Raw genomic sequence first — 17236 nt, 5'->3', positions numbered from 1 at the left:
ATTTACTTGTCTGTTTAACCAATTCGGTATCAGTATAGGAATAACCTGCTTATTTTATAAGGTTCTTAGGACTAGTGAACTTAATGGATTATTGATATAGTTAAAAAAATGTGAAAACATGAGGTGTAAAGATGACAATGCACAAAATCATGCTTATTGGTCATGGTGGTATAAGCTCAAAATATCTACAAGCTTTTTCCACAGTCCCAAATACAAAAATCGTCGGTGTCGTTGGTCGCTCGCCTGAGAGAGTAAAAGATTTCGGAATTGCAAATGGTATTCAGGTTTATGGAACTGCGATTGAAGAAGTAGCGAAAAACTCTGGAGCTACTGCTGCAGTTATCCTTACTCCAAATGCTTTACATTATCATGGAGTGATGGAGGCATCGAGATTAGGTCTTCACTGTTTGTGTGAGAAACCGCTACATATTTCACGAGAAAAGCAGGTTGAGATGATCAATAGTTGTAAGACGAATAACGTTAAGCTTGCTGTTTCTTATATGAGACGGTTTATTCCTCATTTTGTGCGAATCAAGGAGCTCATTGACTCTGGTAAGCTAGGAAGGCTTTTGGTAGTAGATGCATCGATCAAGAACTATCGAGACAAAGAGTATTATAGTTCGTGGCATGGGACGAATGATTTTGATGGTGGCGGTCCTTTTATTCAGCAAGGCTCACACATGGTTGATCTAGTTCTGTGGCTCACTGGCGGCTATCAGAAGGTACTAGAAGCAAGACGATTTCAGGTCTATCATGAAATTGAAACAGAAGATCATGGCTATGCTGTGGTTCGATATAAAAATGGAGCCGTTGGCATGATTACTGCGTCGACTGCAACACCTGGCCTTAACACTGAATTCATTGAAATATCGGGTACTAAAGGTTCTATTCGTGCCAACTATCAAAAAATCCTGGATTGGAATGTTGAAGGGTTTGAACTACCTACTAATATTGATCGGAAAAACAACTTTGAAAAACTAGTCGAAGATTTTATTTCGTCGATTGAAACCGGATCAGAACCTTTTGTTACGGGAGAGAGTGCAAAAACTGCAACTGAACTGGTGATGGATATCTATGAAAAGGCTGGAGACCCTCTCAAGCTAACAGACTAATGTTTATCAAGGACATAGATTCCGCTATATTAGCCAAAACACTAGTTTTTGAGCTGTTTTTAGGCAAATAACGGAACCAGTGTCCTCGAAACTTCAAATTTGCTCTTTTTGGCGGATATTTCCATCTAGGGTTTTTTTCGATTATTTTAGAGGGAAAAAGCCACAATGTTTACGAAAAGAGCCTTTAATAAAAATAGCGGAACGTATGTCCGTGAAAATTTTCTAAGCCAATCAAACTGAACCGTTTTCCCTCTCTAGCCTCAAATTCACCCGCTTTTCTAATGACTTGAGCGAATGTACGGCTAATGTGATGGCTTCACTAATGGTTTCTACATCAACTAGCATGGTTTGGTATTCTACTACGTACTTCCCTACTTGATTATTTTGATAGTTTTTCAACTGAAACTCCTGATTGCTTCGTAATTCCTCTACTAGACTGTCGATGAAACATGGCAATGATGGAACTAAATGGGACCAATAGTTACTTTGAAATATCCCTTCTACATTTACAACAATCCCTTGATTTACCCGAATTAAATAAAAGTTAGGAGTTGAAGGTATGATATAATCTTCAACGTCATTGTCGATTGGCTGAACTTTCTCATGTAAAGGAAGCTCATTAACCGATAGTTTTTTCAATTCAATAGTCGGAATGTGAAATCCACCATTCCAATCATATTTTTTCCCATTAACCACCCAGGCTTCTAGTTCCCCAAAACGGTCAAAAATTAGATTGTCGTCCATGTCCCACACTCCCTTCATTACGTATATTGTAATCATACTATGGAAAAACAAGTTTATTGCTATATTTTTTCATATGAAAGTTTAACCAATTTTATTTCCATTACTTTATAATATAATCACTACTAATAAAGGAGTCGTTAGTGATGATACATAAAATTGATCTAGATGCTAAAAACCTCCACGGGTCTTTTAGCAAAGATTACGAACCAATACTAACCATCCAATCAGGTGATTCCATTCAACTACAAACACTTGATATTCAATGGGGCTACTCCGATGCGGAAGGTATTGAGCGAACAATTTTTTCATCAAGGGAAAACGAAGTGAAACCTGGGCATCCCATTTTTGGTCCGATTGCCATTGAAGGTGCTAAGCCTGGAATGGTGTTAGAAGTTCGGATCAATGATCTCGTCCCTGGATGGTATGGACGAAATTGGGCAGGTGGAAACCCTAGTTGGCAAAATGAAAAACTCGGCTTAACAGAAAGTGAAAGAATTCAACTAGACTGGAGGCTAGATACTACAACCATGACCGGAAGCTGTACGATTGGCAATCGCGAGTTTTCTGTTGCGCTTTCTCCATTTTTAGGTTTACTAGGAGTAGCCCCGGCTGAGGATGGGGTTCATCCAACTGCACCTCCGCGCTATTGTGGTGGGAATATTGACTGTAAAGAACTAGTCAAAGGGTCTAGTCTTTTTTTACCGATCGCAGTAGATGGGGCTTTATTTTCTCTTGGTGATGGACATGCCTTACAAGGAGACGGCGAAAGTTCTGGAACAGCGATTGAATGTCCAATGGATTTCGTTGACGTAACCCTTATTGTCCATGAGAAGTTAGACTATCAAATGCCTCTGGCAAAAACAAATTCAGGCTGGATGACCTTTGGTTTTCACGAAGATTTAAATGAAGCGACTGCTATGGCACTCGACGAGATGGTGAAACTAATACAAAAACTCTATAACATTTCAAAGACTGAGGCAACGGCTCTTGCAAGTGTCGCTGTTGATCTACGCATTACCCAAGTCGTTAACGGTGTCAAAGGTGTTCATGCAATGCTTCCGTATGGGGCAATTCGAATTTCTAAAGGATAATAAAAAAGGACCGGCATTCGGTCCTTTTATTATTATGACTCCAACTGCTGATCAATCTCTTTAAGCATAAACCCATAACCTTCTTGATTTTGGTAGACATTTCTTACATGCCGAAGTGCCAATTGGTAAGCACAGTCAAATGCTTTATCTTTCTCTGTCTCAATATCTGGTTGTACCCCAGTTCCTTCCCAGTTCGTACGTGTAATTGGGTTAATCGCTCTGCCTGTAGGAATAAACGCTCGGAAATGTTTTGTTAGCTGTTGCATAGCCCCTGGATTTGCGCCTCCACCCGTCACCTCACCAATCACTGTAGCCCGCTTTAAGTTGATGAGATTGTATGTAAATTCTTCTGCTGCTGAAAAGGTGTAGTTACTAGTTAGAATGTGAACTGGCTTATTAACAAAACGTTTTCCTGGAACATGTGGCAACGTCCAAGACTGGATCGTACGATCTCCAGCTCGTGTATAGAAATTATTTAAGTGAACAGGTTGTTCAAACAAATAAGTTGTTAGCAATGCCACCATACCAGGGCTTCCCCCACCATTTTTCCGTAAGTCAAAAATTAGGGCCTCTGTATTCGCAACAAAGTTCATCGCATGTGTTGCTGTCTCACCTGCTGTAGTTGGATCTTCAAAATTACGTAACTCTATATACCCAATGTTACCTGGCAATCTTTCAATCTTAAAAAATCCATAATTATTCGCTTTTGATATTCCATAGTATTCTTCCATCATTTCTTTTTCACTAACTTTATTCTCGACTACTTTCTCTTCAGCGGTGACCGTCACTCGTAGATGGCGATCTTTTGAAACCGTTTGAATATCATCTGTTAGTGCTTTTGAAAATGCTTCGGCATCATTAATCGTATCATAGTCTCCATTTTGGAGCTTACTAACTATTTCTATTCCAATTTCTTTCGCCAGTTCAGGAAATACGTAATCCTTTACCAACCGAGCAACAAATTCCTCTACAACTTCCTTACGGATTGAATCAGTAAGTACTACTTGTTTCGTAATCATCTACACCACCCCTTAAAATCATTATCTAATAAAAAAATAACGTATTCCATATATTTTTTGGAATACGCTATTATAAAATTATTTGGAGTAAAGAACCCTTTCAAATTCGGCACCGTTACTATAGACAACTCTTACCACTAAACGGCTATAATTGAATTTTTCATCAGGGGCATTTTTTTCATACACAATGACACCATCCATATAATGGCCATTGTTTTCATTCGCAGTTAGCTTCTCTTCTTCTAGCAATCTATTTTCTTTATATTTTTGCAAATAGACTTCTGATAACGATATGTTATTTTCTCCGTAATAATGTGGTTTTGTTACCGTAATATAATATCCTTTGTCATATCTGTGTCCTGACGCTTCGATCAATCCATAATATTGCGTTCCTAAGTAGGCAATATGTTCGTGGCGAATTTCACTACTTTTTAGTAGGTCGTCGTTTGAAACAGTGACATAATATTGAATTTCATGTTGGTGTTGTGAACTTTGTTCTTCTTTTATTTTTTCAATTTCTCTATGTTCCATTTCGTTAATGCCTAAACCACTAAACGAAATATACCATTCCGGTCCTAATGAAACTTCTAAAGGAACGGTTGCCTGAAATCGTCCGTCCCCTTTATCAACGGCTCGAACTGAGCGATATTGATCATCTAACCCAAATTTGTAATGAAAAACAACTTCAGAGTCTTTCAATAGCTCTTTTATATGCCAATCAAAGTTTAATAGAGCATTACCATTAGGTAGGTTTTTTCCATCAAGATCCATTTGGATGGAACTAATCCAGCTCTGCTCTCGAATAAACTCATCCAGCGTATATTGTAAGTTTCTCGTTTGATTGTCTACCGTTTGAACAATTCTAGATTGATCATGTGAAAGGTAGTTCACTTGATTTTCAACTTCGTTCATTTTGGTTAGTAAGTAAACATTTAGTATTAAACTAATAACTAATGCTCCAATAACCATTTCTTTAAAGTATTTCACGATGCACCTCCAAAACGTATGTATATATAATAACGACTGAAAGCATGGATATGTTTCGTTATTGGATATAAATGGTTAAAAAGTACTAGCCAGGAATGATTACCTATCAAACCATGTATGGCCTTGGAAAGAAACTTTAAATCAAAAACAAAAAGGTCTATTTAGACCTTTTTTCATAGTGTCATAGATTGACCGTACCTAGCTAAATATAATTCCTTCTCTTTGTAATCAGGCATAATACTACCGACACGTCTCCAAAACGATCGATCATGGTTCATATGATGTAAATGACATAACTCATGGATGATGACATAATCAATGACGTCTATAGGAGCCATCGCTAGTCGGTAGTTAAAGCAGAGTTTTTTATCTGAACTACAACTCCCCCATTTCACCTTCGAATCAATAATCTCAATAACCTTAGGCTTTACTTTTAGTTGTTGTTGATAGATTTTAATTCGTTCACCAATTAATTTCTTGCAACTAGAAATATAGAATTTTTTCAATGCTTTCTGTAGATCTTCTCCTTCTAAGCCGCTCGTATCAATTAGTTCATGAAGGTAATATTCTTTACCTAAATGCAAAAATTTCCCTTCACCCTGGTAACTCTTGGGCTCTGGCCCCTCTTGTACTTTCCTGATGTTTCTTAGTTTTTCTAAGATCCATGTACCTTGTTGTATGACTGCATTTCTTATCGCTTCTTCACTAGTATCCCTAGGTGCTTTCACTGTAATAAATCCATTAGTATCAATATGTAGAGATAACTTTTTTCTTTTTGCAAACTGTATATGACATTCAATCGTTTCATTCTCTAGTTCAATTTTCATTATTCACCATCGCTTGCTCACTAAAAATTCCTCGTTCATTCAAGTATCTTATTGTAACATATATCAACTTGCAAGTCTGCATTCGCTAAATAACCATACAAATAACTGTCAAAATGTTTGTCTGCATTGTAGTGCTGATTAAGATAACTATGTAAATTACGTAATCCTTATGGATCGATCTATTTACTCATATTTTAAATTTATATTTTTGTCCATGCGTTTATCAATATAAATGTTTCCTAACTGGTCGACTTGAGCAAAAAAAACTTCTTTGATTGAAGGGATGTTCTGTTCTTTAAGCACTTGTTCAACCCAAGCCATATCTTTTTCAATGGCTTTAAGGCCATTTGGTAGCAATTGTCCATCAATAATAAATGCTTGTGCAGTGCCACGACTTACGTTAACATTGAAAACATCTTGTTGTGTAGCTGGTGCAAACTGCGGTTTGGGGAGGACAGTGATGACACCATCTGTTTCTAGTACAGCAGTTTCTACTTGATCTACATAAAAATAACCTTTTTTTCGTAAACCTGTTAATAGACTGTTCATAGTTAGCCTTACTTTTTTTAGCCCATCCTCAAGAACTTGTCCATTCTTAATTAAATAGGTAGGTTCATCTTCTAATACCTTTCTTCCCCAAAGGCTTTTAATTGCAGTTATACTGCTTAAAAAGGTATAAAAGCAAAATAAAATTAAGCCGAACATTCCAATAAAGATTGGAACATCTTTCATTAACATAGAGCTAGCTACTACAGACCCAATTGTAATACCAGATACGTAATCAAAAAACGTCATTTGTGAGATTAATTTTTTGTTTAGGATACGACACAATGTATAAAGAATTACAAAACCAGTAGTTGTCCTGATAACCATTTCTAGAACTGACACACTATCTCCTCCGTTATGGAATTCTTACAAGTGTAGTTTAACCAATTTTTTTGTGAATAAATGTGAATGTTTTCTGCTATCATTACTTATATAATTTTTTTCGTTAGCAACTTACTCTTCAAAGCGATTATATCTTTTATTAGTAAATAAGCGTTGGCTAGATGCCAACGCTTATTTCATTGTCCATATTATCTGTTCATGCCAGCTGTTCCCATACCTCTTTGGCCACTATACGAGCCGTGACGTTCTAAGCCAGTTGGAGTTGTTTCATCAGTTTGACCACCGATTACCTGTCCACCGTAGGTGCCGTTTCCGATACCATCTAAACCTCTGCCTAACCCACCTAGTGCTCTTTCGTCAAAACCTCTTATGTCATAAGAAGGTAACCCATAATATCCGTCATTTCCAATTCCCGTTTGAGGGTTAGTTCCAGTACCCTGACCACCGAACAAACCGCCCCCACGGCCTGTAACTCCAGTTTGACCAGTAGCGCCTTGACCACCGAACAAACCGCCCCCACGGCCTGTAATTCCCGTCTGACCAGTATCACCTTGACCACCAAACAAACCGCGCCCTTGGCCTGTAACTCCAGTCTGACCAGTAGTACCTTGAGCACCAAACATACCGCCATGGTTCGCTTGATAGTTATTCGTCCCCAATCCAGTTGTCTGGTTATCTGCCCCACAACCTGCTACGCCAGCAAGAAGTAGTGTGGCAACCGCAATCGACATCGTTAACTTCTTCATTTATTTAACCACCTTTCTACCTTGTATTGTACAGAGTTCACCATTTAGAAATAGTGCTCTCGAGTATTAGCTTCTGCTATTTGCTTAATAACTCTCATTGAAGTTGTTGGTATTAATTAATGTGGTTAAAAATAATAAGAAAATTTAGCTGTAAAAAAAATAATCAAAAAAAAGCAAAGGAATTTGCTGTTTCCAATGCTGGTAACGTTTTAAGCTAATTAAAAGTATGTAAAGCCGTCTAGGTGCATAAGATCATTGCTTGCAATCTTTATTTCAACGTAAGAATTGTTAGCACACCGAGCAACAGCTTAAATAACATCTTTGATGCCTTGCGACGAGTAAAGTGCGAAAGTAATAGTGTTGGGGCAAATCTTTACAAAAAGTTTAAAAAACTGCTCCAAATTTTAGAAAGAAAGTGAAACTCCACACTACACTCCCTGCTATTATCGTCGCAAAGCCTGTAAGGAAATTACCAGGATGTTGCTTCCCAAAACATTTTCTGCACAGATAAGAATGCGCTGGCGTTACTTAGTGATTATGTTCTTCGGCAGCCATGGCAATAGCTTTTGTTTCATGAATCGTTCCAAACGGGTGTTCTGGTGGAGCGTATATAGAGTAAAGTTTGAGTGGTTTTTCCCCTGTGTTAGTAAGATTATGCCATTTGCCTGCTGGAATTAAGATAACATCATCATCGCCGACATTTTGAAGAAAGTTTAGCCGCTCCTTAGTATCGCCCATCTGAACTAGTCCTTTTCCTTCTTCAATGCGTAAAAACTGATCTGTGTTTGGATGCGCTTCTAGACCAATGTCCTCACCAACACCGATACTCATCAACGTCAATTGCAAGTGTTCGCCCGTCCATAGAGCTGTACGAAACGAAGTATTGTTTTTAGTGGCGTTATTGATATTAACAACAAATGGTTCAGATCCAAAATCAGCCTTTTGATTAACTGTTTCATGAAGTTCACTTATTCTGAATGAGATCGCTTGTTCACTTGTTAATGCCCACGCAAAGAACGCTTGAACTTGTGGATCGGTAGCAGCTAAGTATCCTCTTTGATACATGTCTTGGTTCTTTATTTCATTCTCATAAGCTTTTTGTAGACCATCACGGTAATTCAATAAGGATGTATCTTGTTTCTGGTATGGTAGATGTGTTCCGGTTACATTCCAATACAGGTTTGCTAAGTGGTTAAATGTTGTTTTTTTGTTTTCAAGTATTCGTAAAATTTCATTTTTATGCCGTTGATCAGGTGCGATCGTTACTAACTGTTGATAGAGGTCAATTGAAGAAGCCTCTCCTTTCATACTTTCACGGATTGTCTCTACTACTTGAGAATTTCTTATCCCGCTTCCGTGATAATACATAGGGGAGCTCATTGCATACGTATTTGAACTTTGGTTATAGTACATAATTGTCATTCCCTTCGATTTCATCCATTCCACTAGGTGGGTAGTTCACAAGACATCATATGCCTACGAATTGGGAATGACCTTAAATTTAAGCAAAGTTGGGCTCCTCTTGAACCTAAAAATTACAGTCGCAATTCACATGGAAATATATCAATTGAGGTGCTTACTCTTAAAAAAACCTTGAATTATATTCTTTGGTAATTTTGCCACTCACTTGGTAGAAGTTTATGGTATTTCGCGGTTAAGTAACGATCATCCATGAGGATAATGAGTCCCTTATCTTCCTCGGAACGAATGAGTCGACCGCCTGCTTGTTGCACTTTATTCATACCTGGATATACATAAGCAAAATCAAAGCCATTGTAACCTTGCGAAGCATAAAGTTGTTTAATCAAGTCCTGTTCCTCAGAAATCCTCGGTAGACCTACACCAACAATACAGACGCCGTTTAATCGGTCCCCCCGCAAATCTACCCCTTCAGCAAAAATACCGCCAAGTACTGCAAAACCAATTCGTATTCCAGAAGCTTTTGGTTGAAACTTTTCTAGAAATTGCTCTCGCTCTTTTTCTGTCATGAGTTTCGATTGAACGAGGAGTTCAATGTCTTCTTCAATCACGTCCTCCTGATACTGTTCTAGCACTTGAGACAAATATTCATAAGAAGGAAAAAAGACAAGGTAATTCCCAGTGTGCTTGTGAATTGTATCCCGTAGGACAGTTATAATTTTTTCAACGGATGCTTGCCGGTCCTTATACTTTGTAGATATCGGACTAACGAAAACCTCAACATTTTTTTCATCAAATGGTGAAGGGATGTCTTGAAAGTAATCGACTTCTTCGCCACCTAACACTGTTTGGAAGTAACCAAGAGGATGTAGCGTTGCCGAGAAAAAGATTGTCGCTTTTACCTTTTTCGTCGCAGCTCGAAGTAACCTTGAAGGGTCAAGACAAAGTAGCTTTACTTCAACCTCACTCTTATAGGTAGCCACCATCGTTCGAAAATGATCATCATAAAGACCAGCTACACGAGAAAACGCCTGTGCTTCGTAAAATAAGTCTTTAACAATTGGATAATATTCTTCAAGATAACTACCAGGAGCTGCTAACCAGCGATCTCCTAATTCAATGAACTCAGCGACTGCGTCAACTATATGTTTCGGAAATTCAAGGAAATCAAACTGGTCATTCTCAAGCAATTCCTTTTTCCATTTCAAAAGCAAATCATTGACGGCCTTAGTTATTAAAAAGAGTTCTTGATTTTTACCTTTTAGGAGTCTACTTGCTTCTAAAAATGTTGATTTAGAGATGGATGCAGAATACATGCCTCTACCCCGATCAACTAGATTATGGGCTTCATCAATTAATAACACTGTTTCTTTATGGTGCTCACTCCATCGCTGCAATTTCACTCTTGGATCAAAAAAATAATTGTAATCACAGATCACAGCGTCTGCATGTAAAGCCACATCTAAGGAGAACTCAAATGGGCAAAGCTGGTGTTTTTTCGAATAGCTTTCGATAATCGTTCGATCAATCATTTGTTCATTTGCCAGGATATCCTTTAGACCATCCTTTAATCGATCAAAATAGCCTTCAGAAAACGGACAATGTTCTTTTGAACAATTGATTTCTTCTTGAAAGCAGACCTTTTCCTTTGCAGTAATCGTAACCGACCGCCACACAAGTCCATTTGTATTCAACAATTGATAAGCCTCTTCAGCTACTTGCCTTGTAATTGTTTTGGCTGTGACATATAAAATTCGTTCAGCCTTCCCTTCACCAACTGCTTTCACCGTAGGGAAAATGGTCGAGATCGTTTTTCCAATTCCAGTCGAGGCTTTCGCAAATAACCGCTTTTTCTCCGAAATCGTTTTGTAAACAGCTTTCAATAGATCACGCTGACCTTTCCGATACGATGGAAACGGAAACTCTAATGTAGGGATACTCTTTTGGCGATTTATTCTATGAATTAGTAGGATTTTTTGAAATTGTAGGTAATCTTCGAGAAGCTCGTCTATAAAAGTTTTTAATTCTTCAATTGTATACGATTGTCTAAACGTAACAGTTTCCGTTGACTGACGACTCGCATATACAAGATGTATGTCCATTTTATCTTGATAATTTTGCAGAGCATAGATATAAGCGTAAACCTTTGCTTGTGCCCAGTACGTAGGATTATTCTCTTCATTTATAGTACCTAACGGTTTTGAGGTTGATTTAATTTCTTCAATGGTAACTCGCTCTCCATCAGAGATCAGACCGTCACACCTACCATGAACAGTAACTGCAACGTCCTCTCGTTCAAACTGTTGAGAGAGGGTAACTTCTTTCTGGTAATTCTCTTCACGATTTTGCTGTAGTCGCTGATGAGTTTTCGTACCCTCCTCTAGGACATGAGCACCACCAGCACCTACCTCGATACTCCCACTCATCATCACAAACTCGACCAAGTTTCGCACTGAAACTCTCACATTATATTGATCCATTGCCTATTCACCTTTGTCTCTAGTTATACGAGAAGTATATCATTTTTGAGGTGTTAGTGTAGACTAGCGTTAAGTAAACCTGGTAGGTAGGTGTTCGTTTTCAAGTTACTACACCTTCTACACCTGTTAAATTAGAGGGAATTTATTAAATCATCTATCATCTCTTGTGCTGTTTCATATCCAGGATATACAGCCTTTAAAAGTACTTTTTGCAAAGCTTTATTATCAAAATTGATTGTTTCCAAGGCTTCATAAGATGCAGTATATTGGCCAGTAAGTAAAAAAGTAAATAGTTGAACTACCTGAAGTAAATCATGCCTTTCATCAATATTCACCTTAGCGAATTTAAATGCGTTTTTTTTCTTTTCATGGTGTTTGTCCATAAGTTTTGAACGGTCGAAGTCGATAATCTTGACTATCAATCCCTGATTTTGTTTTACAATCATTATGTTCCCGCGATTTAGATCAAAATGAAGAAATCCTTTGTTATGAAGATGTTTAAGACCTTCTAAAATCATGATTATGATATTCACTACGGTTTTTTCATCGTGTTTGTTTTTGAATTTTCTTAATGGTTCACCATCAATCCATTCCATCACGATATGACCATGATTATCCGCAATGAAGAAGTCGTAGAATTTTGGAAGATATTGATGGGAACCCAACTCTTTCATAATCATAGCTTCTCTTTCTGCTCTTTTGATTTTTTGCATTCGTTTTATCGCTACCATTCTATTATTCTTCAAGTCATAGCCTTGATAAACAACGCCTTTTTTTCCTTGTCCAACAGGTTTTTCTTGCACCTCATATCTGTCCCAAAAATATCTGGACATTCTTCCCACCCCTTTGTATAGGTTTCATGGATTTCCACTTTAATTACATTTTATGCAAAGAGAGCGCTTCAGAAATGGACAGGATCCCTCATCTTTTTGACATTAATAGAAAAAAACAGACTATTTTCGTTGATGAAAAATTGGCCTGTTTTAGAAGTTTTTTATTATTGGTATAGAATTAAAAGAATTTCCTCATCGTTTTTTTCCATTCGTCGTACGTATCTATATCAATCTCCTGAGTTTGATTAAGGAAATCTGAAAGGACACCGCATTTTTTGAGTCCCTGAAACAATTTTTTGGGTTGTGAAATAAACGTTGTACCAGAATTGACATGGTCAATGACTTTTATTCGCTGTTCATTTTCTAAAACATATATATGACGTAGTCTAGCATCGTGCCTGGCTAGGTTTAAGTTCTTCAATTCTTTAATCATGAGCAGGATCTGTAGAGTTAGCCATTTCGGAATATATTTTTCTCTGTCTAGGTACTTATTTAGAGGTTCTCCATCTATTAACTCCATCACAATATAAGTTGAACCGGTTTCATAGATTTTTGGGAAAAAAGGTGAATTTTGTGCGGTCCAAAGTACGATTTCCTCTTGCTCTTTTTTTTTCGGATCGCCAAATATTTTCACACAAGTAGTTGAAGATATCTTAAATACTGCGCCTTGACGACCTGTCCCAATACATAAAAGACCTGCAGGGTTTGCTTCAACTCGTACATCCTTTCCACTTTGTTCCTTCACAATGATTGATTGAAAAGCAGACATCCCTTACACCGCCCTTCCTCTTACTTTTACCATGTTTACTATAGTAAATGAGAGAAGGGAAGTTTTGGTAACGGCCATAATTAGGGTAAAAGCTGCTTTTTTATCAGGCCATGTCACTGAAAGTTAATCGTTTTCTAAAAAAAGAAACTCATATTCCACATAGCCTTCTTTTGCTAAACCAGACTTTGGAATAAAACGTAACGCAGCTGAGTTAATACAGTATCTTAACCCGCCTTTTTCTTTTGGACCATCGTAAAAAAGATGGCCGAGATGGGAGTCGCCGAACCGACTCCGTACTTCAGTTCGAAGCATACCGTGCCGCTTGTCGAGCTTTTCAACTAGGTGATAATTGCGAATTGGCCTTGTAAAGCTTGGCCATCCACAGCCAGCGTCATATTGATCCTTTGAACTAAAAAGAGGTTCACCAGAAACTATATCAACATAAATTCCTTCTTCAACTTGATTGTAGTAAGGATTGCTAAATGGTTGTTCTGTTGCATTATTTTGCGTAACCTCATATTGTAAAGGGGATAGTTCACGTTTTAATTGAGTTACACTTTTTTGCAATCTCCATGTGTTTTCTAAGAAACTTTTACGACCGGAGATTTCCAGATACTTTTTATAGTGAAAGGGGAACTTTTTATAATAATATTGATACTTTTCTTCAGCCTTATCGAAGGGATGTACTGGTAGTATTTCAGTAACAATTGATTTTGAAAACTTGTTGGACAACTGTAACTTATGTTTTGACTCTTCTGCTAGTTTTCGTTGCCCTTCATTATGGTAATAGATTGCCGATTTATATTGTTCACCTCGGTCAATAAACTGCCCACCTTCATCTGTAGGGTCAACAGTCTTCCAAAACAAATCAACTATTTTTTCATATGGAATGATAGTTGGATTAAACGTTACCTGGACTACTTCACGATGAACAGGCGTTTTAGATGTGCCTCCTAGTACATCGTAAATCCCAGGCAACTCATCAAATGGTTGAACCATACTCCAAAATCGCCCACCTGCAAATGTTGCTTTTTCTTCACGCATAAAACATGTCACCTCAGTCTGTATTTTACAACAGACATAGCAAAAAAGCACCCAACGCTCCACGTCTGGTGCTTTTCTCCGAGCAACCACATAGATTAACTAGCGTAGTTTATACCCGCAGGTTTAATTTTGTTTATATCACTTGAGCCACAATGTGTTACCCCAAAAGTCATTTGGCATTTAGGACAATTTGTCACAAGTGTTTCCATGACAAATACTTCTCCACATTGACATGTAATCTCATGGGCAACTTTCACCCTCATGTTTTCTTTTCCTTTACGTGTTACGTGGTCAACGATTTCTTTGCCATCTTCTAATTTTGAACATCCACAACAACTCATAGAGCTTACCTCCCAATGATGCAAAAATGATCTTTATCTATAACTCTATAATAAAGCAAGTAAATGCAAATGGAGGACGAGATTGTGTCAATGATATGAAAAAACGTATGGGAAATGATGTAATTCTAAGAAGGGGTTACGTTTAAACGCGTTGTTTCGTTGTAAATGAAGAATTTGAATGATGTTTCTTTTATCATTGATTTTTAATACATCTTCTTAAGTCTTGTATAGCGGCTTCATGCTCAATAGATCTTGCAGATAATGTAGTAATCGTCAGATGCTGCTTCCCTAAATAATCCTCTAGGTATTCGTATTGTTCTGGTATCAAGCCTATTTTTCTTTCAATCCTATCTTGGCCTTCCTTCAGCTCAGCTTGACCAATTTTTAGATCTCGAACTTCCTGATTTAATTCAGCTTGACCAATTTTTAGATCTCGAACTTCTTGATTTAATTCAGCTTGACCAATTTTTAGACCTCGAACTTCTTGATTTAATTCAGCTTGACCAATTTTCAGATCTCGAACTTCTTGATTTAATTCAGCTTGACCAATTTTCAGATCTCGAACTTCTTGATTTAATTCAGCTTGACCAATTTTTAGATCTCGAACTTCTTGATTTAATTCAGCTTGACCAATTTTTAGATCTCGAACTTCTTGACTTAATTCAGCTTGACCAATTTTTAGATCTCGAACTTCTTGATTTAATTCAGCTTGACCAATTTTTAGATCTCGAACTTCTTGATTTAATTCAGCTTGACCGTTCTTCAGATCACTTATATCCGCTTCAATATTTTCAAGCTTTTGAATGATTTTCTCTAATAATTGCTCCATATGTGTTTCACCTCCTTTTTAGTTATTTTATCACATTGGTTATAGGTTCGACATTATTTTCAAACAGAATTATTTTTGAATAATCTCACCTTACATTACAAACGCTATCTCTGTTTAGGAGGTGAAAATATTGGATAACCAACAAAATCAAAATAATAATCAACAAAATCAACAAAATCAAGAGAACAACCAACAAGGTCAAAACAGTGTCTCAGCAGGTATTAAAAATACCGCAGGTGCTGCATTTCATGCGGTTCATAAAGGATTAGAATTAACCGAAAACGTTGCGATGAATGCTGTAGATGCAACGACAAATGCTGTTTCTAACCTAACTGGAAACAACAATGACAACAACAATAACGAAAACAGAAACAACAATAACAATCAAAATAACAATCAGTAACAAAGTAAAACGCCATGATTGGCGTTTTCTTATTTTTTATCTATTCACTTTTTTATAGCAAATCGATATACTAAAAGTGAAACTAATCTAGGGAGTGAAAATTAAATGGCTAAATCCAAAGCAAAAAAGCAGCGGGATCACCAATTACGTAACCAAAAGCGTGATGTAACAAACTCAAGAGGAATTCAAGTCGATTTTAGTACCCATGAGAGAAAAACAAAAACGAAGCAAGAAATATTGAAAAAGCATGAGACAAAACACAAGCGTATCCTTCAGGAGTTTACACATGAGGGCGACGCTTTTTTAATTTGGGTTGCATAATACGTGCTACCTCTTTCTTTTCCAACTATATAGACTAAATACTGAAAAAGAAGAAATGATTAAAACAATGAACACGACAAATACATTTCTGTAAGCAACTTCCTGTATGAGACCTTCTTGCAATGTTAACAATATTCCTGTCATCGTAACCCCAAATGCTCCGCCAAAAAATTGAATTAATTGTGCTAAGCCAATTCCTGAACCAATATCTTCCTTAGGTAAAATACGTGAATACTCATTCGAAAGACTAGAAGTAAGTGCAGAAAAACCGACACTCATAAACATATAAGTGAAAAGTATAAACATAGGTGATTTAGTAGCTGTAATAGCAAACAGTATTGTTGCCACAACAAATAGAATTTGACCAAAGGCAATTACCGGAACATTTCCAAAACGGTCAATGAACCGACCGATAAATTGTGCTCCTAGCGCAGAAAGAATAGCTCCTGGAAAAATAATCATCCCTACTGCTGATGGTTCTTGACGAAACAACACAGTTAACATGATTGGCATCAAAAATAAAGCTGAAAAATGAAGGACAAACGTGATAAATCCGACATAAAGCAGCTTCGTATACTGCTTGTTCTTTAAAAGTATCGGCCGAATAAATGGTTTATCAAGTTTATGTATATGCCTCCACCACAATCCTCCTAAAATTACGGTTACGATTAGCAAGAAGACTGAAAATGAAGTAAGAAACAATAAAAAACCTGTCACACATAAACCAGTCAGGGTCGCACCAACTAAATCAAACTTTCCGACTGACACAACCTCTTTGGGTAGTAATTTGATGAAAATAGGCATGACGACAAAAACAAGTCCTGTGACTGCAAATAGATAATTCCATCCTAGGTATTGTGTGATGATACCACCGATCACAGGCCCAAGCCCAAAACCTAGTGATGCAGCTGAAGATATGTAAGCCATAGCCTTTCCTCGTCTTGCTAGCGGGATATAGCGACTTGCTAGCACCATAGCAAGACCCGGAACTGCACCAGCACCAGCTGCTTGTAATACACGGGAAAGTAATAGTAAGGAAAATTGGTTTGAGAAAAACCCAATAATAGAAGCTATCCCAAGTAATGAAAGGCCAATTAAGAGCAGTCGTGAAATCGGAATAAAGTCAGATAAGCGACTATAGGTTAACGTTGCAATTGCAAATACAATGGAATAACCTGAGACTATCCAAGCCGCTGTTGCTGATGTTAACGTAAGATCAATTAATACATATGGCAAGGCTATATTAAACATTGTTGTATTCATAACCACTAACCAAACAGTCAAACTCCAAATTAGAACAATCTTCTTTTCGTCAAAGGTTTCTGAAACTTCGGCGGCTGATACAGCAGTAGACATACTTTCTCCCTCCTTACTCAAACGTTT

Annotated in this window: 18 protein-coding genes; 4 read left to right on the top strand and 14 right to left on the bottom strand. The window is 37.4% G+C overall.

From position 1 onward, the window contains the following. Positions 1 to 131 precede the first annotated feature (131 nt). Positions 132 to 1112, top strand: coding sequence for a Gfo/Idh/MocA family protein (locus tag DS745_RS22265; RefSeq protein WP_129080437.1), 981 nt, complete (start codon positions 132 to 134; stop codon positions 1110 to 1112). A 231-nt stretch (positions 1113 to 1343) separates the two neighbouring features. On the opposite strand, the gene DS745_RS22260 is transcribed toward DS745_RS22265, so the two are convergent. Then, the gene (locus DS745_RS22260) at positions 1344 to 1856 is read right to left on the bottom strand and encodes a hypothetical protein (RefSeq protein WP_129080436.1); all 513 of its coding nucleotides are present in this window, start codon (positions 1854 to 1856) and stop codon (positions 1344 to 1346) included. Positions 1857 to 1999: 143 nt separating this feature from the next. On the opposite strand from DS745_RS22260, the gene DS745_RS22255 reads away from it, so the two are divergent. Beyond that, on the top strand, positions 2000 to 2947 hold the full coding sequence (locus tag DS745_RS22255; RefSeq protein WP_129080435.1) for an acetamidase/formamidase family protein: 948 nt from the start codon (positions 2000 to 2002) through the stop codon (positions 2945 to 2947). Positions 2948 to 2979: 32 nt separating this feature from the next. On the opposite strand, the gene DS745_RS22250 is transcribed toward DS745_RS22255, so the two are convergent. The 12 genes from DS745_RS22250 to DS745_RS22195 all read right to left on the bottom strand — a co-directional run bounded on the left by DS745_RS22250 (position 2980) and on the right by DS745_RS22195 (position 15129). Continuing rightward, positions 2980 to 3966, bottom strand: a complete 987-nt coding sequence (locus tag DS745_RS22250) for a S41 family peptidase (protein WP_129080434.1) — start codon at positions 3964 to 3966, stop codon at positions 2980 to 2982. Positions 3967 to 4044: 78 nt separating this feature from the next. Continuing rightward, the gene (locus tag DS745_RS22245) at positions 4045 to 4953 is read right to left on the bottom strand and encodes a hypothetical protein (protein WP_129080433.1); all 909 of its coding nucleotides are present in this window, start codon (positions 4951 to 4953) and stop codon (positions 4045 to 4047) included. Between the two features lie 173 nt (positions 4954 to 5126). Beyond that, a complete protein-coding gene (locus tag DS745_RS22240; protein ID WP_129080432.1) occupies positions 5127 to 5780 on the bottom strand; it encodes a M48 family metallopeptidase in 654 nt (217 codons plus the stop codon). A gap of 183 nt (positions 5781 to 5963) precedes the next feature. Next, on the bottom strand, positions 5964 to 6668 hold the full coding sequence (locus DS745_RS22235) for a DUF421 domain-containing protein (protein ID WP_129080431.1): 705 nt from the start codon (positions 6666 to 6668) through the stop codon (positions 5964 to 5966). A gap of 188 nt (positions 6669 to 6856) precedes the next feature. After that, positions 6857 to 7414, bottom strand: a complete 558-nt coding sequence (locus DS745_RS22230; RefSeq protein ID WP_129080430.1) for a hypothetical protein — start codon at positions 7412 to 7414, stop codon at positions 6857 to 6859. A gap of 528 nt (positions 7415 to 7942) precedes the next feature. Further along, positions 7943 to 8851, bottom strand: coding sequence for a cupin domain-containing protein (locus DS745_RS22225; RefSeq protein WP_241657909.1), 909 nt, complete (start codon positions 8849 to 8851; stop codon positions 7943 to 7945). Positions 8852 to 9012: 161 nt separating this feature from the next. Continuing rightward, a complete protein-coding gene (locus DS745_RS22220) occupies positions 9013 to 11313 on the bottom strand; it encodes an ATP-dependent DNA helicase (protein ID WP_129080429.1) in 2301 nt (766 codons plus the stop codon). 131 nt (positions 11314 to 11444) lie between these two features. Further along, positions 11445 to 12146 (bottom strand): protein kinase domain-containing protein, encoded by a 702-nt coding sequence (locus DS745_RS22215; RefSeq protein ID WP_129080428.1) that lies wholly within the window; start codon positions 12144 to 12146, stop codon positions 11445 to 11447. Between the two features lie 178 nt (positions 12147 to 12324). After that, positions 12325 to 12915 (bottom strand): hypothetical protein, encoded by a 591-nt coding sequence (locus DS745_RS22210; RefSeq protein ID WP_129080427.1) that lies wholly within the window; start codon positions 12913 to 12915, stop codon positions 12325 to 12327. A 123-nt stretch (positions 12916 to 13038) separates the two neighbouring features. Continuing rightward, entirely contained in the window at positions 13039 to 13959 is a 921-nt protein-coding gene (msrB, locus tag DS745_RS22205; protein ID WP_129080426.1) for a peptide-methionine (R)-S-oxide reductase MsrB, read from the bottom strand. A gap of 95 nt (positions 13960 to 14054) precedes the next feature. Continuing rightward, positions 14055 to 14300 (bottom strand): hypothetical protein, encoded by a 246-nt coding sequence (locus tag DS745_RS22200; protein WP_129080425.1) that lies wholly within the window; start codon positions 14298 to 14300, stop codon positions 14055 to 14057. Between the two features lie 193 nt (positions 14301 to 14493). Then, positions 14494 to 15129, bottom strand: coding sequence for a hypothetical protein (locus DS745_RS22195; RefSeq protein WP_129080424.1), 636 nt, complete (start codon positions 15127 to 15129; stop codon positions 14494 to 14496). 130 nt (positions 15130 to 15259) lie between these two features. Between DS745_RS22195 and DS745_RS22190 the strand changes: the two genes are divergently transcribed. Beyond that, entirely contained in the window at positions 15260 to 15532 is a 273-nt protein-coding gene (locus tag DS745_RS22190; protein ID WP_421721845.1) for a hypothetical protein, read from the top strand. A gap of 105 nt (positions 15533 to 15637) precedes the next feature. Then, positions 15638 to 15853 (top strand): hypothetical protein, encoded by a 216-nt coding sequence (locus DS745_RS22185; protein ID WP_129080423.1) that lies wholly within the window; start codon positions 15638 to 15640, stop codon positions 15851 to 15853. 6 nt (positions 15854 to 15859) lie between these two features. Here DS745_RS22185 and DS745_RS22180 read toward each other — a convergent pair whose 3' ends face one another. Beyond that, complete coding sequence (locus DS745_RS22180; RefSeq protein WP_129080422.1) at positions 15860 to 17209, bottom strand: MFS transporter; 1350 nt, start codon at positions 17207 to 17209, stop codon at positions 15860 to 15862. Positions 17210 to 17236: the final 27 nt, after the last annotated feature.

The organism is Anaerobacillus alkaliphilus, assembly GCF_004116265.1.
Lineage (GTDB): Bacteria > Bacillota > Bacilli > Bacillales > Anaerobacillaceae > Anaerobacillus > Anaerobacillus alkaliphilus.
The sequence above is the reverse complement of the archived record's forward strand: the minus strand, read 5'-3'. Positions and strand labels throughout refer to the sequence as shown.